The organism is Wolbachia endosymbiont (group A) of Acrocera orbiculus, from assembly GCF_947250015.1.
GTDB classification, from domain to species: Bacteria; Pseudomonadota; Alphaproteobacteria; order Rickettsiales; family Anaplasmataceae; genus Wolbachia; species Wolbachia pipientis.
This window is the reverse complement of sequence record NZ_OX366272.1, coordinates 161,812-188,790: the sequence shown is the minus strand read 5'-3', so window position 1 is coordinate 188,790 and position 26,979 is coordinate 161,812. Positions and strand designations below refer to the sequence as shown.

Below are 26,979 nucleotides of genomic sequence, written 5' to 3'. Positions count from 1 at the left end.
AAGAAGCCCCGTGGTTGGCTAATTACTTACATTATACTTTCAAGTATGGCGTTTTTTTATTCTAAACGCTTAATAACCGCGATTTAGTTGCTTTTAAGCCGCAACTAATCTAAATTATAAACATTAAGAAATTTACTAAACAGAAAAAAAGGCAAAAGAAACCCTAGGGTAGCTAGTTATTCACTATCCATTTTTTAAATCGGCGTTTTTTGATGTTTTAAATGCTTTATAAGCGCATTTCAGCTTATATTAGGTAAAAACCTAGAAATTTTATAAAGACATAAGGTGCACATGGTGCAAAAAATTAAACATGGGACGCCAGATACGTGAGTTTTTTTGTCATTTAATCTGTACAGAGAAGATAAATAAATAGCTTCAGTTTCATGATAAGGGGGCTGGCGAAGGATGTCAAGTAAGTTTTTTCGTTTCTATTTCCAATAAAAGTTTGTATGCAATAACACAGAAGCATGCACTGCTATTCCTTCATTTCTTCCAATATAACCTAATTTCTCTGCAGTGGTTGCTTTGATATTTACAAATTCATCATCAATTTCTAATGCTTTTGATATGAATTTCTTCATTTCTACTTTGTGAGGCGATATTTTAGGCTCTTCACAAACTATAGTAATATCTAAATTAGACACGCTGTACCCTTTTTCTTTTGCTTTTTTAGCAGCAAAGTCAAGAAAGTGAGATGAATTGCAATCTTTCCATTCAGAGGAACTAGGAGGAAAGTGCTCTCCTATGTCGCCACATCCCAGTGCTCCGAGTATTGCATCAACGATTGCATGTATTGCAACATCACCATCAGAGTGCGCTTCTATTGCCATGTTGTGTTCAATTTTCACACCGCAAATTTTTATAAAGCTTTCAGCACCATTTTGAACTTTAATGAACTTATGTATATCATAACCGGCTCCGACACGAAATTTTGGCTCTTCAAAAAGAAGCTTTGCCATATTGATATCCTCTTTTGTGGTTAACTTAAAATTGCTTTTCTCACCTTTAATAATCGCAACATGTTTTTTGTGCTCTACCATTAGTGATGAATCGTCAGTAAATTCTTTGACTGATTGATGGCATGATAATAATTCTTTGAAATTAAAAATTTGAGGGGTTTGTATGGCTCTGAGCTTTCCTCTTGAAATCGTAGATTCAATAAAACTATTACTCACCAATGACATAGTGTCTTCAACTTCTATTGCTGGAACTACTCCTGTATATTGATCATTAATCATAGATTCAACCAAGTTATCTATCAGAACATCTGACACAAAAGGCCTACAAGCATCGTGTATAACTACAAAATCTGGGTTAATTTTTTGTAAGCTTTCAAGCCCTAGTTTAACTGAACTTTGCCTGTTTTCTCCTCCGTATACAGGGCTTAGTAATTTAGTGTCTGTAATTAGTGATATAGCTTTCTCATAGAAACTTTCATGGTCTCTATTAATTGCTATTCTTATGTAATCTATATATTGGTTAGCCAGAAATCTTTTAATTGTATGAAATAAAACAGATTTACCTGCCAGTTTTATATATTGCTTAGGAATCGTAGAATTGCATCTACTGCCTACTCCCGCTGCAACTATTAATGCTGCTATTTTGTATTTCTTAGCGCACATATTTCTTTTTGTAGAAGCTTTCCTCTCTATCCAAGATTCTTTCCGAAAAATAAAATTTCTGACATCATATAAAAGTTACTTCCCCTATTAACTAGCATAATTATAATAGCAAAAGAGATATTTAGAGAGCTCAAAATCTATCTTTGCCTGCGGATTAAACAACTAAATTTTAGTAAAAAACGATAGTATTACAAATCGTAAAATACTTTCAACATAGGAAAAATAAATTGCATATTTTTCAGTAAATTAGCTATGCTAAACACATGCAAAAACGTCATATAACTATTTGTTTCATACTGCTTTTTATAATAGGGATGTTATTCCTGATGCGTACTATGATTTTTCCATGTTTAATATCTATTATTATTGCATATTTGTTTAATCCGCTAGTAATTAAGTTTGAAAAGTATAGAATACCACGTTCATGTTCTGTAATTTTTATAATACTTGTTTTATTAATAGCTTTTATACTAGTCATAACATTTGTTTTACCTATTATATATGTTCAAATTACTTCAATATTAAATTTCTTAGTGAGTAAAGTGCCTTCATTAGAGCTTAAAGTAATCCCCTCTGTATTAGAATTTCTTAATATAAAAATCGAGGATAGCTTATTTGATCACTTATCTAAAAATCTAGCAGAAAATTACAGCAACTATGTATCTTATTTCATGAATGCTCTTGATATTGCTAGTAACTTTGTAATCCAAGTGTTAAGTTCAAGCTTTAACACGATATCATTAATGGTGATTACTCCTGTAGTGTTTTTCTATATATTACGTGATTGGCCTTTAATTATAGAAAAAGCTAATAAATTAATCCCTATTCCTTACAGGGGAAAAATTGCAGATTATTTTTTCAAAGTGGATTTCATTATATCTAATTATCTAAAGGGGGAGGTAAATGTATGTATTGTCATGATGGTCTTTTACTCTGTGAGCCTGAGCATAATCGGATTGGAACACTCTATTGTTATTGGAATTTTATCAGGAATGTTAACGTTCATACCTTACGTAGGGCCATTATTATATACCATTATTGGGTTTTTGAGCGCTATCACTCAATTTAGTGGATGGTTTGAAAGTGCTGCTGTTTTGCTATTATTTGGTGTTGGGCAATTAATAGATTCAAACATATTAGTTCCTTTATTAATAGGAAAAAAAGTTCATATACATCCAACTGTAATTATTCTGGGAATTACTATATGCGCTTCATATTTTGGATTTACAGGTATATTACTTTTTATTCCAATAATAGCAATGTTCAATGTATCAGTAGAATATGCAATCAATAAATATTTTAAAAGTGAGCTTTATAAAAACGGCTAACAGACCTTTTGCATAATCAATTTATGGTAAGAGGAGAAATGAGCCCAGAATACCTGACACATTTGAGGAGCGTAAGTAAATTTCTGCGCAAAAATTACTACCAGAAAGAGGTTACGTAAGAGGTTCAACGTGCAATTAAATTTATTTAACAACAATCAAGCTGATTATAGCCGGCAAAATTACATCATCTTAGATGAAAATAAGCACGTATATAATTCGGTAGTTAATGATTTATCTTGGAAATGTCTGATTCTTTTTGGACCTAAAAGCTCCGGTAAAACTCATCTTGCTCATATTTGGCAATCAATAAACGATGCAATCTTTATCAATGTGAATAACTTCGTAAGCGAGATTAGGTATAGCGATGCTTTTATTTTAGAAGACGTACAAAACATTAAAGATGAAGCAATGTTATTACATTGTTACAATTACATGAAAGAAAACGACAAGAGGCTGCTAATCACTTCTTCAATTTCACCAAAAAAGCTTAACTTCAAACTAAGAGATTTAAGTTCTCGAATATTATCAACTATCAGCGTAAAAATTTTGCCTGCAAGCGAGGAATTATTAAGAATTATGCTAATAAAACGATTTTCAGATAAACAGTTAAAAATTGATTTAAAAGTGATTAATTATATTTTAGCAAGAATAGAACGTTCTTTCTATAGCATTGATAAAATTATAGAAAAGATAGATAATGAATCTATAGGGTCAAATGTGACCGTTCCTTTTATTAGCACTTTATTAAAAAAAGATGCCATTTGATTTCTTCTTTTGTAAAGGTGTATATTAAAAATTTATTAACACCCATAACACTAACGTAATTGGAATCTCTATCTGTCCATGTTAGAATTATAATCAATGTTATGTTATAATAAATATAGATAGATACAGCTAAGAAGTATTCTATATTTATAGTAGAGCTCACTTTATAAGGTGTTTTTTATAAATTTAACGTTATAATTTAACTATGATAAGAGTAAGATTAAATTTAAGAAAAAGGTTAAAGCAAAAGTTTGTGATGTTCACTCTATTGATAAATGCTTTATTTGTCTCATATTTTCTCATAAGAAACACAGGGAACACTTCTAATCAAATTATAGCCAAAGAAATAAATATAGGAACTGATAATGAAAAATAAACAGTCGCAAAATAAAAAAGAAAATCTTTACATAACATATTACATAGATGCTTTAGCTTCAGAGAGGTCCGCTGCACAAAATACTCTGGAAAGTTATCGTTCGGATTTACACCAGTTTGAAGAATTTTTATTGGAAAGCGGCACTACCTTGGTTGGTGTAAACAAAACCAATATTAAAGATTATGTGAAATCTTTATGTACACAAAAAAAATATAAAAGTAGCTCTATATCAAGAAAAATATCCGCTATGAAAAATTTTTACAAGTGTCTATTTAATGACGGAATAATAGATTTTAATCCAGCGCCGGCTAATGATGCTGAATTAAAGAATCCAAAAGTTTCTCGTCCTTTGCCTAAGTATTTAAGTGTCGAAGAAATATTTTTGCTAATGGACACAGTGAGAAAATCAGCAAGCGAATCGAATAAAGAGATAAGCAGTAAAAGGCTATGTGCGATTTTAGATATCCTTTACTCTTCTGGAATGCGTGTTTCTGAACTAATTAGTATGAAATTATGTGAAGTGTCACATTTAATAAACAGTAATAACAAAGAATGCTATATAATAATAAAAGGAAAAAGTGGTAGAGAGAGGCAAATTCTTTTTAATGAACAAGCATTGCAGAGCCTTAGAAATTATTTATCAGTTCGTGATAATCTGATCTCTAAAGAAAAGGAATCCGATTGGCTATTCCCAGGTGATAAACCTAATAAACCAATTACAAGGCAGAGGGTCGGTCAATTAATGAAGGAGTTGGCAAGAAAATGCAATATTGATGAAAATAAGATCTCTCCACACGTGATTAGGCATTCTTTTGCTACCCATCTACTAAATAGCGGAGCAAATATTGTGTTGATACAGAAAGTTCTTGGCCATACTAACCTTTCTACAACACAAATATATACTCATATTGCTAACGAAAAGTTAAAGGACAAATTAGCTGATTCGCATCCTATTACTCAGATGATCAATAATTAAATTTATTGTTTTTAATTTGTAATAAAGTTAAATTTAAATAAATTTATGTGAGTTTGTGATTTCAAGTTTATTGTTTAATTTCTTTCTTATATTATGGGAGGTATTCTATACTTTCATTACTCTCCCTGTAATTTTCTTTTCTGAGTGTGTAATAACCATTTTCCTCGTCTGTTCGGTGAGAGTTGTATTATTCATGCTGCGTTTATTATGTGGCATTAAATATGAAGTGAGGGGAATGGAAAACATCCCTAAGCAACCTTTTATCATTGCATCTAAACACCAATCTCCATTTGAAACATTTATTTTTATACTACTATTTAGAAAAGCGGTTTTTATTTTAAAACGTGAATTGAAATGGATTCCATTCATTGGTTTGCATCTTATAGCGCTGAAAATGATTTTTATTAACCGTTCAGATGGTATCAGTTCTATACGCCATATAATCAAACTAGCAAAAATGCGTATAAAAGAAAATAGAAGCATAATAATATTTCCTGAAGGTACAAGAACAACTATAAACCAAAATATAAAATATCAACCAGGTATTGCTGCTTTATATAGCGTATTATCTGTTCCTGTGTTACCGGTTGCTTTAAACACTGGTTTGTTTTGGCCAAAAAGCATACTTTCTCTGAGAAAGAATCCCGGAAAGGCAGTAATAGAAATATTGCCCCCAATATATCCTGGGTTAAACAAAAATGAATTCTTGCAAAGTTTAGAAAAAATTATTGAAGAGAGAAGCAGTAGATTAACCATAGGAAAAACTGATATTGCAAATTAACAAAAAAACTTTATAATTAAAAGAAAAGTACAGTATTTTAGGTATTAATATATGGCAAATCATAAGAGTGCTAAAAAAATGATAGAGGTAATAGCAAAGCGCACTTTAATAAATAAGATGCGGAAAAGTAAAACTCGCACCTCTATTAGAAAATTGGTTGATATAATCAAGTCTGGCGACAAAGAAAATGTTGTTCTGGCATTTCGGAATGCTGAATCTAATTTACACAAGTGTGTGAATAAAGGTGTTATTCATAGGAATACTGCTGCGCGTAAAATAAGTCGCTTAAATGCAAAAGTAAAAGCATTGATGACCGCTTAATACGGTTAATGTAAAGTTAACTGTATTAATATATACTCCTCAGTTTGTATATTCTGTATAAAATTTAAGTAGCTTAAGTGATGGATAAAAAAGTGCTATTAGAACTAAGTAATGGATTAAAAATCGAGCTACCTGTATTAAGCGGAACAACAGGTCCTGATGTGTTAAATATCAAGGATTTATATAAGATGACAGGATTATTCACTTACGATCCAGGGTTTGTTTCTACAGCTTCATGCTCTTCTACAATTACATTCATTGATGGAGATGAAGGAGTTCTTAAATATAGGGGACATAATATAGCTGATTTGGCAGAGAATAATAATTTTACTGCTGTGATTTATTTATTGCTCTATGGTGAATTACCCAGTTCAGAGCAACACAAAAAATTTCTTCTCAAAATACAAGAATCATCCAAAGTATCAGAGCAAGTTACAAATGTAATTAAAGCATTTCCAAAAACTGCTCACCCTATGTCAATCTTAGTTGCATGTTTTGCAAGTTTGTCAGCATCTTATCATGAAAAGCATGGCAACAATGTCAATGGTGAAGACCTAGATTTTGGAATTTCTGCAATAGCGCAAGTTTCCACAATTATTGCAATGATTTATAGGCATATCAACAATCAGGAATTCATAAATGCTAACAATGAATTAAGTTACAGTGAAAATTTCTTAAAGATGATATTTGGCGATGCTGTTGATAATGATAAAAGCGCCCTTTTTGCAAAAGCTCTGGATAAAATATTTACTCTCCATGCTGATCATGAACAGAATGCTTCTACGGCGGCTGTCAGATTGGTGGGATCGGCTGGTTCTAATCTGTTTGCAAGCCTCTCTGCAGGAGTTGCTACACTTTGGGGACCAGCACATGGTGGAGCTAATGAGGCAGTTATAAATATGCTAAAAGAGATAGAGCAAAGTGAAGATATAGATAAATTCATCGAAAAAGCTAAAGATGATAAAGATCCATTTAAATTGATGGGATTTGGACATCGTGTTTATAAAAATTATGATCCGCGCGCGCGTATATTGAAAGGCGCTTGCCATGAGGTTCTAAGTAAACTAGAACAAAATAATGAACTGCTTAAAATTGCAAAAAAACTTGAAGAAATAGCTTTAAAGGATGAATATTTTATCGTGCGTAAGTTATATCCAAATGTTGATTTTTACTCAGGTATAATAATGAATGCTATTGATATCCCCTCAAATATGTTCACGCCTATTTTTGCACTTGCAAGAACCACTGGTTGGGTTACTCAGTGGTATGAAATGATAAATGATAAAGAAACTAAGATCTGTAGACCAAGGCAACTCTATTTTGGTAAATAAATTTATTTTCACTTCATTAGACTTCTTGCATAACCCAAACTAAGTAGAAAAAAGGTGTCATCCGAGTAGCTGACACTGGTTCCTTTACGACGGAAGTGTCCAGAGGTGTCATTCCAGTCTGGAATCCAGAAAAAAGGATGGTGTCATTCCGTATCCGTTCAGCCAATGGCGTCAACTTAAGAACTTTCATTAGCAAACTCTCCTAAAGACATGATGGCGTTTAGGCTTATCTACTTTATTGCGGCTGTCCCGGTCGGATTTTAACTTTAGCGCGTATACTTAAAAAGGGCTTGAAAGTTTTTTGGCGCAATAAGTACCTGATAGAGTTTCTGCCTCATTACACCAAATAAAACTGAAAAATTTAAACGATACTCAGTAATTTGATCTGGGTTCCAAGGCCCTTGTGCATCACACATATGAAGCGATAATATATTGCACATGACCAAGTTTGCCCAAAATTCTTGTAATACAGCCTCTCCAGAAAAATTCTCTAACTCTGCTCCTACTTTGAGTCGTTTATAGCACTCCTCTATGTGTCACCTTAACACATAAGCTTTGCTCCAAAGTCTCGGTCAAAAACTCTGTTTCTCAGTTGGCTAATGTCAGCACTATAACTCTTACTTTCTGTCCTTTCATTTTATTTTTTAGCTTTTCATTTTCTAATATAAAATCAAAATCTAATTCGCCAGCGTTCCCATAGCTTAGAGGTTGTCCACAAACCAGTAAATCAAGCATATTCCCTACTTAACATAACTTTACTCATAGCCAGATATATGAAACTTTCAGTAGATGTTGTAAGTATAGCATTTCTCATAATAGTCCAAACAGGTCATAGGAAGGCAGAATCAACAGCACGAAGAAAGGATTCGAATAGAGGAATGTTTTTCCTGGCTCTGTTTTTTATAGCAAACCAATGATGCTCAATTTTGTTGAAATCTGGAGAATAAGGCGGCAGATACAAAATTTCTGCACCAACCCCTTTAGCAAGCTCGATAATCTTATCAGACTTATGAAAAGTAGCATTGTCAAGAATGACAGTCTGTCCAGGTTCCAAGATCGGTGTCAAAAATTGCTCAAACCATCCATTAAAAACATCCATATTACAGTGGCCTTCAAAGGTTAACGGAACAACTATCTTTCTTCCACTTAAGGCTGCAACCATACTGATTCGTTGAGTTTTCTTTCCAGATTTTAAGGCATAAAACCGCCGTCCTTTCTGGCAATATCCGTAGGGGTAGTCTTCGGTGTTATCAATGCCAGACTCATCTATATACACTAAGTTTTTAGGTTCTTTTGTCGCTATAATTTTCAAAAATTCAGCACGTTTTTCTTCGTTTCTTTCCTTGTATCCATATGTCTTTTTTTGCGCGTAAATCCAATTTTTTTAAGGGCTCGATAGATCGTTTGGATACTAACGTTGTTCCAAAGTTTAGCCATTTCCGATAGAGTCTTTCCTCCGTGTTCTCTGGCAAATTTGGCAAAGGTATCCCAGTCGGTAATTTTGTGATTGTAACCCCCATTTCCAAGTTTTTTTGATTGAAAGTCTCCTGTTTCTTTTCTTCTTTGCTGCCACTCCCATAAAGTAGTTCGTCCAATCTTAAATCTTGCTGCCACTGTTTCTCTGCTTTCTCCTTCGTCTAGCGCTTCCATTGCTTTTTTTCTTAAATCATAACTATATGCTGCTGGCATTCAACCTCCTTATCATCATCTATCCTTATCCTATCACATCCGGACTTTTATCGAAAGAGCTATAACTTTCTCACCACTAAAATTAAATATAGCATTTTCTATCTTCTCCTGGATTGAGTTAGCAGAGTGTTGCTGTTTTTGCCAACCAGAGAAATTACTACCATTATATTCTACCGTTATTTTGTATCGCACTGCATTACATCAAGCTCTATCTAAAATAGTCATTTTCTATCTTAACATAATTTATGGTCAAGCCTACAGTGCTGCCACTCCCATAAAGTAGTTCGTCCAATCTTAAATCTTGCTGCCACTGCTTCTCTGCTTTCTCCTTCGTCTAGCGCCTCCATTGCTTTTTTTCTTAAATCATAACTATATGCTGCTGGCATTCAACCTCCTTATCATTATCTATCCTTATCACATCCGGACTTCTATGAAAAGAGCTATAAATCGTACTCCTTTGATAGCCTTCTATTTCTATTGATCCAAGCAAAAGTCCTCTCTACCAGTTATCTAAGTGGAGAAAGTCACCTCTCCCCACTCGACTGCAGAACCGTACGTGACAGGTTACCGTCATACGGCTCCTCTGCAATTTGGTGCTTGTCATGCACACTTCCTGTGTAAAATATCGTGACAATGTCCATGTAATAATAATAAATTTTTGATCATATTATTTTTCCTATTTTGGTCTTTATGGTGTATTTCTAGAATATCATCACTCTTGAACCAAAGTTGACATTGATCACATTTGCCTTGTTGTAACTTCAACAGCTTTATTACTCTCGGTGATTTATCTAGTATTCTATTAAGACGATTCCCCCAGTAAACCCAATCACCATCTTATGGAGATTTGGTTCCTTTCACTTTGATATGTCGCTTAATAACATGATCTCCGTGTCTTATAAGATTCACTTCGTTACTTGTCATAAATCGCCAATTATCATTACCATACTTCTTGAAGTACTTTCTTTTGATCCAGCATTTTCCTTTGTTTGGGTGTTTATATAACGCCCACTTCCAAAGTTTTCTGAACATTACACTGTCGATAAGATTAAATGTTTCACTTGAAACTACACAAGAGTAATATTGACTCCATCCTCTAATAATTGGATTAAGTACTTTAATTACTATTTCTTGTGTTGCTCCCCTCAATTTTCTAATCTTATGTTTGATAATGAAATTATGCTGTTTTATAGATTCACGACTTGGTTTGATTAATAACTTGTAACCTTTCTTATTATTTCTTGTTAGGTAGTGTCTTATTGAAAATCCAAGAAAATCAAATCCTGGTTTATCCCCTTCTAAAGTATGGGAAATCCTTGTTTTTGAAGGTTTTAGTTCTAATCCAATGATTTTTAACCATTCTTCGATTAGTACCTTTGCCTTAATAAGGATCTCCTCACTCTCATGTATAACAACAAAATCATCAGCATAAAAAATTATACTAAGAGCTTGTTGTGCCCGTTGCTGCGATGCTGTACCATACTTTCTTCTTCTATATAGAAAAAGTTCACTTTTTAATGCTTCTTTAATATATTGTTCCATACCGTGTAATGCTATACAAGCCAATAATGGAGAGATAGTTCCTCCTTGAATTGTACCACTCTTAGTTGGCTGGAAAATTCTATTTTCTATTACTCCTGCTCTCAACCATCCTTTTATTGTTTTTCTTAATGTTGGTGTGGTATTGAGTTTTTCAAGCAATGCATAGTGTTTAATATTATCGAAACACCCTGAAATATCAGCATCTAAACAATATGCTGTTTTCTGACTTAGTGCATTGAATATGGCCTTCATAGCATCGTGACAAGATCTACCAGGTCTAAAACCATAAGTGTTCGGCTCAAATTTTGCTTCCCATTCAGGTTCCAACGCCATTTTTACAAGTGTTTGTTTTGCTCGACACGATATAGTGGGAATACCAAGGGGACGACGCTCCAATGGCTTGCCAGGTTTTGGTATCCAGACTCGTCTTGATGGTTTTGCTCTTCCTCTTAAATCCATAGAATTTGCTAATTGCATTCTTTCTTTTTGGTCGAGATTGGCTTTCCCATCAATACCTGCAGTTTTTTTCCCTCTATTGTCCTGTGTTACTCTTCTAACTGCGAGCATTCTTGCACTTGTTGATTTGAGTAATAATCTCTGAAGATTATGCATCTTTTTGATATCATTACATTTAGAAGCTTGGTAAATTCGTTTTTGTAGCTTAAATGAAGATTTCTCCAGCTTACGCCAAGAAATTTCATTCCATTCATACCTAACATTTTGTTGGCTCATAACATATTCACTACTACTCATAACTTTACCTTCCAAATTACAGTGTTTACGTCTGCATATCCCAAATATTACTTTGGGCGTTAGCTTCTTAAACAATCCTTCCACATAGAAGCTTACGGTTGGCTACCTGCTTATATCTAAATAAATATAAGAGCATCTATGCGGTTACTCCGTTCCATGATTTTGTTTCATGTTGGACTTAGGTTCTTACTTTTTGCCGGAAGCTGAGAACATCCATAATCAAGTGGTAGGATCTTGATTCCTCTTTGCGCTTCTACCATTTTGGTCTATGCGTATCAACCTTATTTCGCATATTCCTGCTGACGACAATTCAAACATAAGTTCCTTTCGTAACCTTATCCAACTCTGTTCGCAGGGATTTACCATAAGGTTAGGTATTACCTGCTTTTGTCTCATGCTTGCATCCCAGAAGTTGCCACTTTCTAAAATGTGAGACATACTTTATCCCTGATGTTTAGGGAAGATGGAATTTAACCACCACAAAATCACGACTTTCGGGTCGCACCCCACCTTCTCGGCTGTACTGAAAATCCAGGATCCCGTTGTGGCAATAGTTCTAGTGGTGTATCTTTATGTACCCAAAACCTACATGGAGGCCTTTTGACAATTTCAATATCTATCCCATATTCTCTCTTTACGTAATCCTTTAAATCTTTTCCTTGGTATCCCATATCAGCCCACATTTTCTTAATATTGCTGTATTTTTCCTTCATATTGTCCAATGCCATCTTCACCCCATCTCTGTCATTTTCGCTTGCAGCTCCTACATAGCAACCAAGCACAAATCCTTGAGTATCTGTGATTATATGTCTTTTTCTCCCCTTTACCTTTTTCGCACCATCATAACCTTTAACCCCCCTTTTTCCGTGGTTTTTACCGATTGACTGTCCACTATGCATGCGCTCGGCTTCCCATTTTTGACCTACTATATTTAGTGATATCATAGTTCATTTTCTCAAAAATTCCCTGCTTTTTCCATCTTCTAAACTGTTCATGCACAGCCTTCCACGGCGGAAAATCGTGTGGTAAATAGCGCCATTGACATCCTGTGCGCAGTATATAAAGAATTGCATTTACTATCTCACACTTACTGTATTTTGGTGGCCTTCCTCCTTTCTTGTACGATACTCTGAAGTGTTTTTCTATTCTTGCCCATTCCCTTTTACTTAAATCTGTTGGATATTTTTTCCTCATCTCTTACCTCAATATTCTTTCTTTATATACTACGTATTCCTTGGTTTGTGGACAACCTCTAAGTATAAAAGTAGCCGTTTTATGTTAAAATACAACGTTTTGATGATTATGAAAAGGCTGGATCCCAGTGTCTGGGCACTGGGATGACAAGGTATAAACCTTATCGTCATGCCGCCGCAGACCGTCATACCGCGCGATTCATTCGCGGTATCTCTTAGCATAGATCCCGCTAACGAGTAGCGGGATGACGATTGTCGTTTAGCCATAAATATTAAGAAATTTACCAAATAAAAAAAAAGGCAAAAGAAGCCCCGTGGTTGGCTAATTACTTACATTATACTTTCAAGTATGGCGTTTTTTTATTCTAAACGCTTAATAACCGCGATTTAGTTGCTTTTAAGCCGCAACTAATCTAAATTATAAACATTAAGAAATTTACTAAACAGAAAAAAAGGCAAAAGAAACCCCGTGTTAGCTAGTTGTCACTCTCTAATCCTGCAAATCGGCGTTCTATACTGTCTTAAACGCTTTATAAGCGCGTTTTAGCTTATATAGCTAGAAATATTGTGTGAAGACATAAGGTACACATAGTGCAAAAAATTAAACATGAGACGCCAAATACGTTGAGTTTTTTTGTCATTTAATCTGTACAGAGAAGATAAATAAATAGCTTCAGTTTTATGATAAGGGGGCTGGCGAAGGGTGTCAAGTGGTTTTTTAGCCACGTTTCCCTGTTATAATGTTCGTTTGCTTGACCTAAGATCCAGGAGTATTTAAACTGAACCCTATATAGTACTAAAAATGATAGGAAATCTAAGTGGAATAGTTGATGAAGTGCGCAGCGATCACATAATCTTGAATGTGAATGATGTTGGCTATATGGTGTATCTTTCAGCCAAAACTTTAAGTGCTTGTGCAATTGGAAGTAGAATCAAATTACTTATCGAAACCTATGCAAATAACAGAGAAAACACTACTCAGCTATATGGTTTTATAAGCAAAGAAGAACAGCAGTGCTTGAGGTTGCTAGTTAAAGTAAGCGGTGTTAGCTATAAAACTGCAATGTCAATTTTGAGTAAATTAACTCCAGAACAGCTATTTTTGGCAATTATGAATGAAGATAAAGTAACACTCAAGATGAGTGGACTTGGCTTGAAACTCATAAATCGAATCATCACTGAATTGAGTGGCAAAGTAAGTAAACTAGAAATAAATAACAATAACTTTAATCCAATTAATGAAGATGCCCTTTCAGCATTGATCAATCTTGGGTATGAAAAAATGAAAGCTTATGATACGATAAAAAAAATACAAGACGAATCGTCAAACCTGGACACTAAGGACATTATTCGCATGGCGCTTAAGGAGCTCTTAACATTATGAAATCAATATCGTGCGGTAAAGAATATACTGAAGATGTGCGCAATATTAACATCAGGCCTGAGCAACTTGATGATTTTGTCGGGCAAAAAGACTTAATACAAAATTTAAAAGTGTTTATAAACGCTGCACAGACGAGAACTGAAGCTTTAGATCACGTCTTATTGTACGGTCCTCCAGGGCTTGGCAAAACAACTTTAGCACAAATTGTTTCTAAAGAATTAAGAGTTAGCTTTCGCGCAACTTCTGGTCCTTTACTTAGTAAAGCTGGGGACTTGGCTGCAGTGCTTACCACTTTAAATGCAAAAGATGTTCTATTTATCGACGAAATCCATAGATTAAATCGCAGCATCGAAGAAGTTTTATATACTGCTATGGAAGATTTTTGCTTGGACATATTAGTAGGTGAAGGTCCATCTACTCGCACTTTAAGGATAGATCTACCACCATTTACGCTAATTGGAGCAACAACACGGCTTGGATTACTTTCTGCGCCACTCAGAGATCGTTTTGGCATTCCTTTGCATCTTGAGTTTTATTCCTTTGAGGAGCTGGTTAATATTATAAAAAGAGGCGCAAGAGTTCTTTCTGCTGAAATTGAAGAGGATGCAGCACGGGAAATTGCCTGCCGTGCGCGCGGCACTCCAAGAATTGCTTTGAGGTTACTCAGAAGAATAAGGGATTTTGTTGAAGTGAAAGATGATAAAAAAATCACTTATGAAGTCGCTGATTCTGTATTACTAAAATTGGGTGTAGATAAAATGGGACTCAATAAACTTGATATGAATTATCTAAGATTTTTATTCAACACTTCAGGCCCTGTTGGAATTGACACCATATCTATTGCGCTATCCGAAGATGTTGGCAATATTGAAGAAACAGTAGAACCTTATTTAATCAAAATTAGTTTTGTAAAGCGCACACCAAGAGGGCGCGTTCTAACCGATCAAGCAAAGGAGTATTTGAGCTTTCAACATTAAACGTCATAATTTATATTGACTAATTGAGATAATGCTCGTATGTTGACATTTGTGTATTAAGGATAATGGAGGCATATATGTTAGATAGTAATGAAACTGTATCTTTGATTGTTGATCAAAATATTGCTGCTGGTAGCGTATCTGGGTCAATACCGAATAAGGATAAATGTAGGTACGTCACTCTTGATGATGAAGAAACATGGAAGAGGTTCTTTGTAGATCAGAACAACCCTTCTACTAATACTACTAATAAAGTAATAGTGAAACCTCATGTTCATAAGAATAGCGATGGTATGTATAGATATACTGCTGAGGAGACCAAATATCATGGTCGGGAAATTGTAGGCAAAGCTGCTAAACAAATTGAAGAAGAGATATCTAAAAATATTGATGCAAAGCTTATAAAATTAAGAGAAACTAAAAATATAGATAACAGTGTTAAGCCTGTCATAAGAATTGCGCTGAACGATTATATAAAAGAAGTAAACTTGCATGATATTCTAAGTGGTAATATGTGCAAAAAGTACGATGTAAAGACAGTTACGTTGCTACTACCTGACCAAAAAACAAGGGGGGTACGTTGCCAAATTGATAAGGATGGGGCAAGAATTTATGAAGTGGCTAATGGGTCATATCAAATGACTTTAAAGTGGAATGCTCAAGGAAAGGAATGTAATATTAAAATTAATATTCATATTCATGATAATGGCTCCGTAGAACTTATTGAGGGTAATGGTGTTACTATGGAGCAATTAGCTGCACATAAAGAAGTAAAAGTAGGAAGGCAATATGAAGCAAAGCCTTTACATGAAGTGTTAGCATCACAATTGCCACAAACACAATTACAACAAAGCTCTGAAGAAGTAAAATTTTTGGAGCATCATTCAACAAATGTAGAAGACTTGAGCGGCGCATCACAAAAGCATCAAGCTCCTGCTGCTTCAAAATAGGTAAAGTAGTGAAAATTCAGTATAAGTTGCTTGCATCTGCAAGTAACTTATACTCTTATAATGAGCAACATAATACTACCAAGAAATTTCTATGAGCGGTCAACTTTAATTGTAGCTGGAGAGTTATTGGGAAAAGTCCTCAAATTTTCTAACTTTAGTGGAATAATAACCGAAGTTGAAGCCTATATAGGAATGAATGACCCAGCTTGTCATGCGGCAAGAGGCTATACTAATCGAACCTCAGTAATGTTTGGTGTGCCGGGGTTTTCGTACGTATATTTTATATATGGAATGTACTACTGTTTAAACATTGTAACAGAAGCAGAAGGGTTCCCAGCAGCAGTGTTAATACGGGGATTAAAGCTTATTGAACCACTTGAAGCAAATTTAGGTGGACCAGGAATATTGTGCAAAAGATTAAATATTACAAAAGAACATAACAAACAGGACCTTACTATAAGCCACGAATTTTGTGTTTATGAATCCCACCTCAAACCAGATTATATTTGCACTCCGAGAATCGGAATTAGTAAAGGCCAAGAGAAATTTTGGCGGTTTAAGATTTTCTAAACTTAAGACCTTGCGTAGACTATTTGCCAATCGGATAATCACCAGTGAAACAAGCATCACAATATTGTGGTATAGCATTGTTACGCACCTCTCCTTTAACAGCCTGATATAGTCCATCAATACTCAAGAAGGCTAGGCTATCTACTCCTATAACTTCCTTAATTTCCTCTACAGATTTATTTGCAGCAATTAAATCTTTGCACTCTGGCGTATCTATTCCATAAAAACAAGAATGCTTAATTGGTGGGCTTGAAATTTTGAGGTGAATCTCTTTTACTCCTGCATCCTTTAGCATAACTATTATATTTGTTAACGTACTACCACGCACTATACTATCATCTATTAAAATTATGTTTTTACCTTTCAAAGTGTGCTTATTAGCATTGAATTTTAATTTTATTCTAACTTTACGTACTTCAGCGGTTGGTTGTATAAAAGTTCTTCCTATGTAATGATTACGAATTATTCCCAGTTCCATAGGTAATCCTGAATGCTTTGCATATCCAATAGCTGCAGGTATTCCAGAATCAGGTATTGGTACAACCATATCTACATTGTTTTTTGGTGGGCTCTCTTCTGCAAGTATTCTTCCTATTTCTTTTCTTGTATCGTATATAGACCTATTCTCCATTATGCTGTCTGGTCTTGAAAAATAAACGTATTCAAAAATACAAAAACTTGATTTTTGCTGTGGGAAAGGAAACATTGAGGCTAGCTTACTACCCGAACTGATGGTAACTAATTCGCCTGGTTCTATTTCTCTAACAAACTCTGCATTTATTATATCAAGAGCACAAGTTTCAGATGCAAGAACGTAAGAACCGTTTAACTTTCCTAAAACAAGAGGCCTGATTCCAGATGAATCACGTACTCCAATAACTACTTCTTGATTGATTGCAACAAAAGAATAAGCACCTTGTATTTGCTTTAATGCATATATAAAACTCTCTAAAAAGCTATCTTTTTCACCGCTTGCTGTCAGATGCACTACTACTTCTGTATCAATATCTGACTGAAAAACGCACTCTTGTTTAATCAATTGTTCGCGTATCGGAGAAATATTAATTAAATTACCATTATGTGCTATGGCGAAATCCCCAAATTTGCCACTTTTGCTAAACATGGGCTGCACTCCAAATTTATTACCACTTGTTGAGTATCGAACATGACCTATTGCACAATCTCCAGGTAAGGATTTCTTTATTTCATCTATATCATCAAATACGCTGCTCACTTGACCTTGAAAGTGATAAGAGTGCAGCTTATCGTTGTTACTGGTTACTACGCCAAAAGACTCTTGACCTCTATGCTGCAAAGCGTGGAGAGCAAGTATAGAGTTAAAAGCAGCACTTTGGTTGCAACTTATGCCAAATACCCCACATTCCTCACGCATTTCATCTAGCATAAAAACTATTAAGTAAAATTTAATTTTACTTTAGCATAGGTAAAATACAAGCATTTTGTTGTTCATCTGCTTTTATTGCCAGCAATAATCCTATGCATATTAAGCTTGCAGCAGTTGTACTTCCTCCATAGGACAGAAATGGCAATGGGTCGCCTATCACAGGTAAGAGGCCCATTGTCATTCCGATGTTTATAAAGAAATGAGCACTAAAAAAGGCGAAAATGCCGATAGATACCGACTTAGAAAAATAATTTTTCGACCTATAAGCGATAGAGAAAATTATGCCAAGTAATGAGGTATAAAGCAAAATTAAAGCCATGCTACCTAAAAATCCCCATTCCTCACTCAACACTGCAAAAGCAAAATCTGTACGTTTCTCCGGCAAAAATCCAAGTTGAGTTTGACTTCCGTTAACAAAGCCCTTACCAAGCAAACCTCCTGAACCAATAGCTATCTGAGATTGCTGCGCATTATAACCTATTCCAAGTGGATCCACTGATGAATCCAAAAACGACAATATCCTTTGCTTGTGATAAGGACGTAAAAAAGGCCAAATAGCCGGTACTGCAAAAATGCCAAGCGTTCCACATATTACCGAATGAGATCTTTTTATTATTGCTGTGAATATAATTGATATCCCTATAAATAACATTATCACAGCTGTGCCTAAATTAGGTTGCTTTAACACCAAGAACACGGGTAAGAAAATAATTATAAGTGCCTTAAGCAATCTTTTAAATTCCATCATTTTATATACACTCTGCTTATCAAAATAGCGAGCAAGCGCAAGTATTAAGCCTACTTTTGCAAATTCTGATGGTTGCAAACTAATTGATCCAATTCTTATCCACCTTGTTGCACCCATTATGTGTGAGCCAAAAAAATTCACTACTAATAGCGAAATCACTGCTGCTATATGAAAAAAGTAGGCGTGCTTCAAATAAAAATCTAGCTCTATGAATGACATAGCTATAGCGAGTAGGAAAAAGAAGGAGAATATGACCAGTTGGTGAATCGCAAATGGCACCCACTTTCCTCCAGCAGAAGAGTATTGAACAGCAATGCCAACGCAAAACAGCGCTATCACGTTAATGATTAATAACCAATGAATCTTCTTCAGCCTATCCACACTTATAACCTTAAAGTATAGTAAAATATGAAACAAAGATAAAAATCAAAAAACCAACTTCTCAACTACTAACCGAATTGGAGTGCTATATATTCCAGTTACTACTGTTAAAGCTGCCATAAACAATAGACAGAAAAGCATAGGAAATGGCACATCGTTAATTTTGCCTAGTGTCATTCCAGCGCTTGATGCTGCACTATTTTCAAAATACATTTTTTCTACCATCTTCCACATATATATCAATGCAAGGAAAGAGCCAGCAGCAAATGTTACAAGGGAAATCCACGCATGAGATTCGATAATTGCTTTCATTATATACCACTTGCTTACAAAGCCATTTGTTAAAGGCACACCGATTAATGCACAACTTAGTAGAGTGAACGCAAGTGCTGTATAAGGCATTGATTTCTTGAGTCCCGATAAATTCTCTATTTTTGTTGTATCAAATTTGTAAGAAATACATCCTGCAGCCATGAATAAAGATGTTTTTATTATGCTGTGGTTTACTATGTGAAGAATTGCTGCAAATACACCTGTTTTTGAGTTAAAACTCAGTGCTAAAATTATATAACCAATTTGGCTAATACTAGAGTGAGCAAACAGTCTTTTTATGTCTTTTGCAGTTATTGCAAATATCGACCCAAATACAATAGCGCAAAGTGCGAGGATAATTATCACATTGTCCAGTAGCGGCTTAAATAAGAAAAAATTTTGATGAAAAACAGTATAAAAGATTCTGATGAAAACATATATCATCACTTTAGTTACTGTGCCTGAAAAGAATATGCTAATGAAACTTGGCGCCTCACTATATGCATTAACCAGCCACCTGCTTAATGGAAACAGTGCCATTTTAATTGAGAGACCAACAAAAATGAACAATGTGCCAAGTTTTATGATGTTGTTATCGTATAATGGAACTATTCTTTCAGCCATGTCAGACATATTGAGTGTTCCAGTCATTGAATACAAGAGCCCGATGCCAAACAAGTAAAACGTTGCCCCTATAGTGCCACTAATTAGATATTCAAATGCTGCAACCAAGGCTTTTTTATCCCTTCCCATTGAAACTAATACATAAGAAGAAAGAGATGAAATTTCCAAGAAAACGTAAAGGTTAAATATGTCGTTTGTTACTAGAATCCCGAACAGTCCGCTTAAGCACAGTAGAAATAGAGAGTAAAAACCAGTGATTTTGTTTTTGCTAATTTCTTTTTCGTTAATATAAAAGCTATAAAGCACGCTAATCAGCGCTATAAAATTCACCAAAGTTAGAATCAAGGAGTTCAACACGTCGATTCTTAACTCTATGCCGTACGGGGGAGCCCAATCCCCAAGGTGATAAGTTATAATTTCGCCTTTATATGTTTTAATGAGTAGTATTGATGAAATGATAAGAGTGATTGTTGTTGCAATAAAAGAAATAAACCAAGATACCTTGTGTTTCTTGGCAAGAAAGCAAAACATTGATGCAATTATTGGGATAATAACTTGTAAAATTGGTAATTGCATTAAATTGTTGTTAATATATCGTTAAAGTATTAGTATATATAATACTTTTTGTTTTAATACCCTTATGTTATCTAAAATTTGTAATGCAATAAAACGCCTATTACGAAGAGAAGATAAATTTGTAGGAAGAGATGAAAATGGAAATTCTTACTATGAATCAAGTAAAGGAAAAAGGTGGGTTATGTATAGCAGTGTTTCTGAGCCTACAACAGTGCCTCCGGAATGGCATATATGGCTTCACTATACTGATAATGTAGTACCAGTTAATAATAAAAAAAGAAAAGTAAAACATACTCCTAATTTAACGGGTACAAAAGATGCATACTATCCAAACCAAAAAGTGAAAAATTACTATAAAAGCTGGAGTCCTGATAACTAAAGATGCGAAGGTCAAATATACTTGAAATAACCGCTGGATTATTTGTATTAATTTTTACTATTTTTCTGATTTTCTTTGCTATTGATAAGCTATCTTACATAAAGAAAAACTATAAGGATTGCTATAAAATATATGGTCTTTTTGCTAACGCTAACGGTATAGGAGTTGGTGATAGTGTCAAGATCTCTGGTGTAGATGTTGGAAGCATAACTGGTGTATCACTTGACAAAGCTACCTACGTAGCACGAATCGATATGTGTATAAGCAAAGACATAAAATTGCCAATTGATAGTTCAGCTCTGATCACTAGCAGTGGAGTTGTTGGCAGTAAATTTGTTAATATATCACCTGGATCAGATATTAAACTAATCTTGCATGGTGGTAAAATAGAGTATACTCAAGCTGAAGCAAACATGGGTGGAATAATGGACAGAATTCTTGGTATGTTTACGAAGTGAAAATGGCAGGATTCCAAGTGTACCCGTTCAGGTGAAGCCTCCTGTAGTTCTAAAGTATTTAAGGAGTTTGCCTTATTTCTTGCCTTTTCTACCGCTTGCTTTGGGGTTTATAGTATAGAAAGTGCCTTAACAGTTGCAGTGCATGTCTATTAATGATAAAATGAAGATTAATTCATTTTGATATTATGATTGGTTTACTGTTTGCCGTACTATTGTTCCTCTGTGGTAGTGATGCACTTGCAAAACAGGAGCCACGTTCAATAGCTGGAGATAATCACATAAAGGTAATAAATTATAACCCACAGGCTATACATAAGTATACGGGTTTTTATGGTTATCAGTCCAGTATATTGTTTGAACCAGGGGAGGTAATACAAAACCTTTCAATGGGTGATTCAACTGGTTGGCAACTCCTTCCTCAAGGTAACAGATTGTTTATTAAGCCTATAGATGATATTGCCGATACTAACGCAACTATAATTACCAATAAAAGAGTTTATTACTTTGAACTTCATGCTGAAGAAGCAACTGGACTAGATGATCCAAGATTAGCATATGAAGTAAGGTTTCTTTATCCACTATTTAGCAGTGATGAGATTTACACAACAAATAACGGTGATATCCTCGAACAAGCTAGTCATACCATTATTCCTGATATAAACGATATTGAAGTTGTAAAGAAGGGTTTAAATTTTAATTATTCCATCTCGCACGTTAAAGGCAGTCAGTCAATAATACCAATCAAGGTTTTTGATGATGGAAAATTTACATATCTACAATTCAATAAAATAAACTCTGATTTCCCGGCAGTTTTTATGGTTGATTCTGCAGGATATGAGTCTTTAGTAAATTGCCGTACAGTTGACAACTATCTGATAATCGAAAGGGTAAGTTCAGTGTTTACCTTAAGGAATGGATCGAGTACAGTTTGCCTATTTAATGAAAACATGCCTTTCAAAAAAGGTAAGTGATTACTATCTAAAGGCTATAATGCCCGAGATATGGGTGCAAAATTTTTTCTATGATGTTCTGTAATTCCATAAAGGCCAATAGCGTTAAGGTGCTCTTTTGTCCCATATCCTTTATTTTTATACCAATTATATTCAGGATGCTTATTGTGCAATTCTTGCATAAGCCGATCTCTCGTAACTTTTGCAACGATTGAAGCTGCTGCAATTGATGTACTCAAATTATCACCATTTACTATGGATTTCACTTGCCATTTCACTTCAGGTGGTTGATTACCATCAACTAGCACATAATCTAACTCTAGGTCCAAGTCTATCAACGCACGTTTCATTGAAAGTTTTGTTGCTTGCAAGATATTGTATGAATTTATCTCTTCTACGCTTGCCATTCCTATACCAAATTTTGCAACGGATATTATTTTTTCATATAGGACTTGCCTACATTGAGGAGTCAACTTTTTCGAGTCGTTGATTCCATCAATAATTGTATTTCTATCAATAAACACTACGGCTGCGGATATTACTGGACCAGCTAGCGGACCTCTTCCAACTTCATCCACTCCTGCTATCACTCCTGATAATTTATTTTCTAATGTAAAGTCTGGGTATTTCATAGGTTTTTATAATAAGAAAGTTATAGTAAAAACTGAACAGATAATAGAAATTATCCAAAATTTCATAACGATTGCATTTTCTGACCATCCCTTCTTCTCAAAGTGATGATGTATTGGTGCCATAAGAAAAACTCTTTTTCCTTCTCCATATTTAAACTTTGTATATTTAAAATATGATATCTGAATAATAACAGATAGAGTCTCTATTACAAAGATTATTCCAATAATGGCAAAAAGCATTTCTCTTTTAATTAGGACACTAGTTAACCCTAAAGCCGCACCTACCGACAAGCTACCAACATCACCCATAAATATTTTTGCTGGATGTGTGTTAAACCACAAGAAACTTAGAATAGCTCCTATAAATGCAATGCAGAATAAAGTAATATTCATATCTGCCTGAGTTATATATGCAATTAGCCCCAAAAAAGCAAAGGAAGTGATAACTTGAGTTGCAGCAAGGCCATCCAAACCATCTGTGAGATTCACAGCATTAGAAGAGCCGACAATTACAAACGCAGCAAACGGAACATATAGATAGCCAAAATCTATTATTACTCCTTTAAATAGGGACGTTTTTGTAAAACCTTCAGCAGAGTATAGCTTAAGTATAAACACACCAACCAGAGCAACAATAAACTGAATAAGTATTTTGGTTTTTGCACTTAAACCTCGATAGTGATTTGTCTTCAATTTTAAATAATCATCAATAAATCCAAGTAGAGCAAAAAATAGAGTTATCAATATCAGCAGCAAAATTTCTGGTGTTAACTGAGCCCAGAGTAAAATTGGTAATAAAGAAGAAATCAGTATTATTATTCCGCCCATAGGTGGTACATTCTTTTTTGTTATTAAATGACTTTCTGGTCCACATGATCTAATTGGTTGCCCATCTTTGCTTATTTTTTTTAGAAGCTTTATAAAATAGGGAAAAAGAATAAACCCAAAAACAAATGAGGTAAAAAATACTTTTGTAGCTAAGATCATCTGCTTACTTAAATTGACTAAGTGTCATACCACCTATAGCTAATAAAGTCAACTTCTGTCATCCTATAGCCTGACCCACAACTGTACGAACATTGTGATTTGGGCCCATCAGTAGGGTGTCATCCCAGTCTGGAATCCACAACTGTACGAACGTTGTAGTTTGGACCACCAGTGGGGTGTCATCCCAGTGCCCAGACACTGGTTCTATGCAACTTAATTAAAAACGTTTGTTTTAGTGTAAGACAATTACCTTTAGCTTATCAGCTCAGTTATAAGCAAAATTTCTGGATTCCAGACTGGAATGACACCATTTGCTGTGCAATTTACCTTCAAAAATGAATGTTCGTACAGTTGTGAACCTGTGGCAGGTATTACATAAGAGCATTTCCCTCTTCTAAATTAAAACGCACTTTTGCCTCCTTTGCAGTCTATACTTTAGATGTATTTAATTTACAAATACTAATTATTTATTAATAATGGTGATATGTAAATATAGTTATAAAATAATTGTTACACTTGAATTCCTTCCTGGTTTCTGTTGTTATCAGAACATTTAAAACACTTTAAGAAAGCTGCTTAGTTAAATTAACTTAGACAAGTAAATAGCAGTTTTGCAGCCTGTTTTTATGAATGATGATAAAATGTTGTAGCCAAATGCGCTTTCAGCATTGCGCTGAATTGCAATATCTTTGTGCTCTAACTCCTCGTCGCGAAATTTACTTATAGTTTCTCTTAATTCCCCATCTTCTAAATGTGAAACTTGCTCTTTGTAGTGCTCCCCGATAACTTCTTCAACTGCAGCAGTGCAAGCCATAGCAGCTTTTTTGCCCATAATGGCAGTTGCAACGCCAAGCGACCCTCCTAAAACACGCCAAACAGGCAACAAAACAGTAGGACGAACTTTTTGCTCTTTGATTTTCTCATTAAAATAGTGAAAATGCTTTTTTTCCTGCTCTTCCATTTCAATTATTTCATTGATTATAGAAGATTTCTTAAGAATAAATTTTTGACCAGAATAAATGCAAATAGCTCCATATTCTCCAGCGTGATCTACTCTAATTGCCTGTTGCAAGAACTGATTGTTGCTGTACCTTAAATTATTTAGATTTCTTTCTTTCTCCACAATACACCTTACCTGATACGAACAGAGCTACTATGAGATAAATTAGATTCCATGTTGCTAAGGAAACACCTAGAACGTAATGAGGTCTGTCACAAGATGGAGAGTAATTAGGATTTAGTAGATTATTTCTGAGCTCTTCTATACTAACGTTACCACTTGCTTGCTCTGTACAACCTAAAACATCATGAAATAAGTGGAGTTCAAGACCTATATGATAAAAAGATATTACTGCACCTATGAGGTAGCTGCAAAACATTGCATAGATTAGAATTTTGTTGTCTTTAAGCATGCACGCTACTGCAAGTAATCCGGCGATATAGTAAACTATTCGCTCGTATGTACATAACTTGCATGGCAGCATGTTGAAAAAATATTCTAGCACATATGCAAAAATTAGAGCAGCGGCACTCGACAGCAGAAAGATTGCAGGAATTCTGGAATTATTACACATAACTTTAAGTAAATTATCCCTGAAAGTATAAAGCAGAGTATTCATTTTACATAGGGATTTTTATTTTTTTTCAAAAGCAATCTAACTGGCACACCGTCTGCAAAGAAATTTTTTCTGAGATCGTTAATTAAATAGCGTTTGTAACTTTCATCAACACTTTCAGGTATGTTACATATCAAAGAAAAAGCTGGAGGTTTAGTACCAATTTGAGCGATATACTTCATTTTAACTGCTTTGCCTTTTACAAGAGGGTGAGAATGTTTTCCTACAGCATCTATGAGCCACTTATTCAGTTTTGCAGTGCTGATCTTCTTGTTCAAGGATTCACTCACTTCAAGACACTTATCTATCACATCACCGCAGCGCATGCCTTTTAACGCAGAAATTGTTATAGTTGGCACTTCCAAGAATAACCTGGTTACTTCCTGTTGTTTGACAAATTTTATTAACCTGCTTCTGTCATCCTTACCTATTAAATCCCACTTATTTAAAACAACAATAATCCCTTTCCCTCCCTTAATTGCAGCTTCACCAATTGATAAATCCTGCTGCTCAATACCAACTAGGGAGTCTAGCATTAAAACTACCACATGAGAGCGCTTGATTGATTCCATGCTTTTCTCAACAAATCTTGATTCTAAGCCATCTACAACATTCGCCTTTCTGCGGATTCCGGCAGTGTCAATTAGAGTAATTAACTCTCCATCATGATCATATGTAATATCCACAGAATCACGTGTGGTACCTGGCTCTGAACTTGTTATTAGTCTGTTTTCTGCAAGTAAACCATTTAAAAAAGTTGATTTTCCAACATTCGGACGGCCGATGATCGCGATCCTCAGCCTACTCAGTTCATTGTTAGGTAACTCAGTGTTCTCGTTAAAATTTTCAATAACACCAGCTAATGCATCATAAAGATCAACCATGCCAAGATTATGCTCGGCAGAGATATACACCGGGCCAAGAAAATCAAAAAACTGCAAATAATCAACATTTTCGGATTTATGACTCTCGCATTTATTTGCTATCAGTATCACAGGTTTATTTATTTTTCTCTTCAGCCACTTTGCAAACTCTTTATTTCGCTCATTTTGCACTTTTGCGTCAACAAGAAAGAAAATTATGTTTGAACTGGATAAAGAAAACTCTATTTGCTCAATAACTTGCAGTGAAAAACTAGTTTGGTCGTTCCATCCTCCTGTATCTATAACTTTAAACTCCAAATCGCTAATTCTCCCCATTCCCTCTCGCCTATCCCTTGTCACTCCTGGAATGTTACTCACTACTGCTGCTTTTCTTCCTACTAATCTGTTGAATAGGGTCGATTTTCCAGCATTTGGTAGGCCTACTATGGCAATTTTTAGCATAATTCAAGGGCATGTTCTATATGAAGTA

At 34.7% G+C, this 26,979-nt stretch carries 24 protein-coding genes and 4 pseudogenes; 13 read left to right on the top strand and 15 right to left on the bottom strand.

The features are described from left to right. Positions 1–428: 428 nt before the first annotated feature. Positions 429–1,622 (bottom strand): bifunctional 2-C-methyl-D-erythritol 4-phosphate cytidylyltransferase/2-C-methyl-D-erythritol 2,4-cyclodiphosphate synthase, encoded by a 1,194-nt coding sequence (locus OOL03_RS00985; protein ID WP_264707433.1) that lies wholly within the window; start codon positions 1,620–1,622, stop codon positions 429–431. Between the two features lie 263 nt (positions 1,623–1,885). On the opposite strand from OOL03_RS00985, the gene OOL03_RS00980 reads away from it, so the two are divergent. The 6 genes from OOL03_RS00980 to OOL03_RS00955 all read left to right on the top strand — a co-directional run bounded on the left by OOL03_RS00980 (position 1,886) and on the right by OOL03_RS00955 (position 7,500). Beyond that, entirely contained in the window at positions 1,886–2,950 is a 1,065-nt protein-coding gene (locus tag OOL03_RS00980) for an AI-2E family transporter (protein WP_319803719.1), read from the top strand. A gap of 129 nt (positions 2,951–3,079) precedes the next feature. Further along, positions 3,080–3,715 (top strand): DnaA ATPase domain-containing protein, encoded by a 636-nt coding sequence (locus OOL03_RS00975; RefSeq protein ID WP_006280257.1) that lies wholly within the window; start codon positions 3,080–3,082, stop codon positions 3,713–3,715. A 365-nt stretch (positions 3,716–4,080) separates the two neighbouring features. After that, entirely contained in the window at positions 4,081–5,067 is a 987-nt protein-coding gene (locus OOL03_RS00970; RefSeq protein ID WP_151808093.1) for a tyrosine recombinase, read from the top strand. Positions 5,068–5,260: 193 nt separating this feature from the next. Then, positions 5,261–5,848 (top strand): lysophospholipid acyltransferase family protein, encoded by a 588-nt coding sequence (locus OOL03_RS00965; RefSeq protein ID WP_010081980.1) that lies wholly within the window; start codon positions 5,261–5,263, stop codon positions 5,846–5,848. 51 nt (positions 5,849–5,899) lie between these two features. Further along, positions 5,900–6,169, top strand: a complete 270-nt coding sequence (rpsT, locus tag OOL03_RS00960) for a 30S ribosomal protein S20 (RefSeq protein WP_264707432.1) — start codon at positions 5,900–5,902, stop codon at positions 6,167–6,169. Between the two features lie 80 nt (positions 6,170–6,249). Beyond that, on the top strand, positions 6,250–7,500 hold the full coding sequence (locus OOL03_RS00955) for a citrate synthase (protein WP_264707431.1): 1,251 nt from the start codon (positions 6,250–6,252) through the stop codon (positions 7,498–7,500). Positions 7,501–7,689: 189 nt separating this feature from the next. Here OOL03_RS00955 and OOL03_RS00950 read toward each other — a convergent pair. The 6 genes and pseudogenes from OOL03_RS00950 to OOL03_RS00925 form a co-directional block, all read right to left on the bottom strand. After that, positions 7,690–8,190 (bottom strand): annotated as a pseudogene (locus OOL03_RS00950) (IS4-like element ISWosp8 family transposase); the annotation flags it as partial. A 139-nt stretch (positions 8,191–8,329) separates the two neighbouring features. Next, positions 8,330–9,189, bottom strand: a protein-coding gene (locus tag OOL03_RS00945) for an IS630 family transposase (protein ID WP_264707019.1) whose coding sequence is annotated in 2 segments (ribosomal slippage) — positions 8,330–8,865 and positions 8,865–9,189 — 861 coding nt in all. Because the reading frame shifts where the segments join, the coding sequence is not laid out codon by codon here. Between the two features lie 75 nt (positions 9,190–9,264). After that, a pseudogene (locus OOL03_RS00940) lies at positions 9,265–9,381 on the bottom strand (tRNA pseudouridine(38-40) synthase TruA); the annotation flags it as partial. Positions 9,382–9,452: 71 nt separating this feature from the next. Then, positions 9,453–9,575: pseudogene (locus tag OOL03_RS00935) on the bottom strand (IS630 transposase-related protein); the annotation flags it as partial. Positions 9,576–10,026: 451 nt separating this feature from the next. After that, positions 10,027–11,484, bottom strand: coding sequence for a group II intron reverse transcriptase/maturase (ltrA, locus tag OOL03_RS00930; RefSeq protein ID WP_264707430.1), 1,458 nt, complete (start codon positions 11,482–11,484; stop codon positions 10,027–10,029). Positions 11,485–11,978: 494 nt separating this feature from the next. Then, positions 11,979–12,678: pseudogene (locus OOL03_RS00925) on the bottom strand (IS5 family transposase); the annotation flags it as partial. 801 nt (positions 12,679–13,479) lie between these two features. Between OOL03_RS00925 and ruvA the strand changes: the two are divergent. The 4 genes from ruvA (at position 13,480) to OOL03_RS00905 (ending at position 16,558) form a co-directional block, all read left to right on the top strand. Next, entirely contained in the window at positions 13,480–14,061 is a 582-nt protein-coding gene (gene ruvA, locus OOL03_RS00920) for a Holliday junction branch migration protein RuvA (protein WP_264338838.1), read from the top strand. Continuing rightward, positions 14,058–15,038, top strand: a complete 981-nt coding sequence (gene ruvB, locus OOL03_RS00915) for a Holliday junction branch migration DNA helicase RuvB (RefSeq protein ID WP_010963048.1) — start codon at positions 14,058–14,060, stop codon at positions 15,036–15,038. Before ruvA ends, ruvB begins: the two co-directional genes overlap by 4 nt. 77 nt (positions 15,039–15,115) lie before the next feature. Further along, entirely contained in the window at positions 15,116–15,988 is an 873-nt protein-coding gene (locus OOL03_RS00910; RefSeq protein ID WP_264707429.1) for a hypothetical protein, read from the top strand. A gap of 60 nt (positions 15,989–16,048) precedes the next feature. Continuing rightward, the gene (locus OOL03_RS00905) at positions 16,049–16,558 is read left to right on the top strand and encodes a DNA-3-methyladenine glycosylase (protein WP_264705328.1); all 510 of its coding nucleotides are present in this window, start codon (positions 16,049–16,051) and stop codon (positions 16,556–16,558) included. A 19-nt stretch (positions 16,559–16,577) separates the two neighbouring features. Here OOL03_RS00905 and purF read toward each other — a convergent pair whose 3' ends face one another. From purF to OOL03_RS00890, 3 genes are read right to left on the bottom strand one after another with little or no spacing between them, the layout of a single operon-like run. After that, positions 16,578–17,963, bottom strand: coding sequence for an amidophosphoribosyltransferase (gene purF, locus OOL03_RS00900; RefSeq protein WP_264705329.1), 1,386 nt, complete (start codon positions 17,961–17,963; stop codon positions 16,578–16,580). 25 nt (positions 17,964–17,988) lie between these two features. Beyond that, positions 17,989–19,092 carry a rod shape-determining protein RodA gene (rodA, locus tag OOL03_RS00895; RefSeq protein ID WP_264707428.1) on the bottom strand — a complete coding sequence of 368 codons (1,104 nt, stop codon included), beginning with the start codon at positions 19,090–19,092 and terminating at the stop codon, positions 17,989–17,991. A 45-nt stretch (positions 19,093–19,137) separates the two neighbouring features. After that, on the bottom strand, positions 19,138–20,604 hold the full coding sequence (locus tag OOL03_RS00890; RefSeq protein ID WP_250294989.1) for a proton-conducting transporter transmembrane domain-containing protein: 1,467 nt from the start codon (positions 20,602–20,604) through the stop codon (positions 19,138–19,140). 64 nt (positions 20,605–20,668) lie between these two features. Here OOL03_RS00890 and OOL03_RS00885 point away from each other — a divergent pair, with 64 nt between their 5' ends. The 3 genes from OOL03_RS00885 (at position 20,669) to virB9 (ending at position 22,412) form a co-directional block, all read left to right on the top strand. Then, a complete protein-coding gene (locus OOL03_RS00885) occupies positions 20,669–20,983 on the top strand; it encodes an NADH-ubiquinone oxidoreductase subunit NDUFA12 family protein (protein WP_007548590.1) in 315 nt (104 codons plus the stop codon). Positions 20,984–20,985: 2 nt separating this feature from the next. Next, positions 20,986–21,441 (top strand): outer membrane lipid asymmetry maintenance protein MlaD, encoded by a 456-nt coding sequence (gene mlaD / locus OOL03_RS00880; protein ID WP_007548591.1) that lies wholly within the window; start codon positions 20,986–20,988, stop codon positions 21,439–21,441. 185 nt (positions 21,442–21,626) lie between these two features. Next, complete coding sequence (gene virB9, locus OOL03_RS00875; RefSeq protein WP_264707427.1) at positions 21,627–22,412, top strand: P-type conjugative transfer protein VirB9; 786 nt, start codon at positions 21,627–21,629, stop codon at positions 22,410–22,412. Positions 22,413–22,426: 14 nt separating this feature from the next. Here the strand turns inward: virB9 and OOL03_RS00870 are convergent, their stop codons facing one another. The 5 genes from OOL03_RS00870 to der all read right to left on the bottom strand — a co-directional run bounded on the left by OOL03_RS00870 (position 22,427) and on the right by der (position 26,951). Beyond that, the gene (locus OOL03_RS00870; RefSeq protein ID WP_015589381.1) at positions 22,427–23,023 is read right to left on the bottom strand and encodes a ribonuclease HII; all 597 of its coding nucleotides are present in this window, start codon (positions 23,021–23,023) and stop codon (positions 22,427–22,429) included. A gap of 6 nt (positions 23,024–23,029) precedes the next feature. Beyond that, the gene (gene mraY / locus OOL03_RS00865) at positions 23,030–24,010 is read right to left on the bottom strand and encodes a phospho-N-acetylmuramoyl-pentapeptide-transferase (protein WP_065094848.1); all 981 of its coding nucleotides are present in this window, start codon (positions 24,008–24,010) and stop codon (positions 23,030–23,032) included. A gap of 580 nt (positions 24,011–24,590) precedes the next feature. Beyond that, positions 24,591–25,133, bottom strand: coding sequence for a demethoxyubiquinone hydroxylase family protein (locus tag OOL03_RS00860; protein WP_264707426.1), 543 nt, complete (start codon positions 25,131–25,133; stop codon positions 24,591–24,593). Then, positions 25,108–25,629 (bottom strand): disulfide bond formation protein B, encoded by a 522-nt coding sequence (locus OOL03_RS00855; protein WP_015589379.1) that lies wholly within the window; start codon positions 25,627–25,629, stop codon positions 25,108–25,110. The genes OOL03_RS00860 and OOL03_RS00855 overlap by 26 nt, the downstream gene beginning before the upstream one ends. Further along, positions 25,626–26,951, bottom strand: a complete 1,326-nt coding sequence (gene der / locus OOL03_RS00850) for a ribosome biogenesis GTPase Der (protein WP_012673406.1) — start codon at positions 26,949–26,951, stop codon at positions 25,626–25,628. Before der ends, OOL03_RS00855 begins: the two co-directional genes overlap by 4 nt. Between the last annotated feature and the right edge of the window lie 28 nt (positions 26,952–26,979).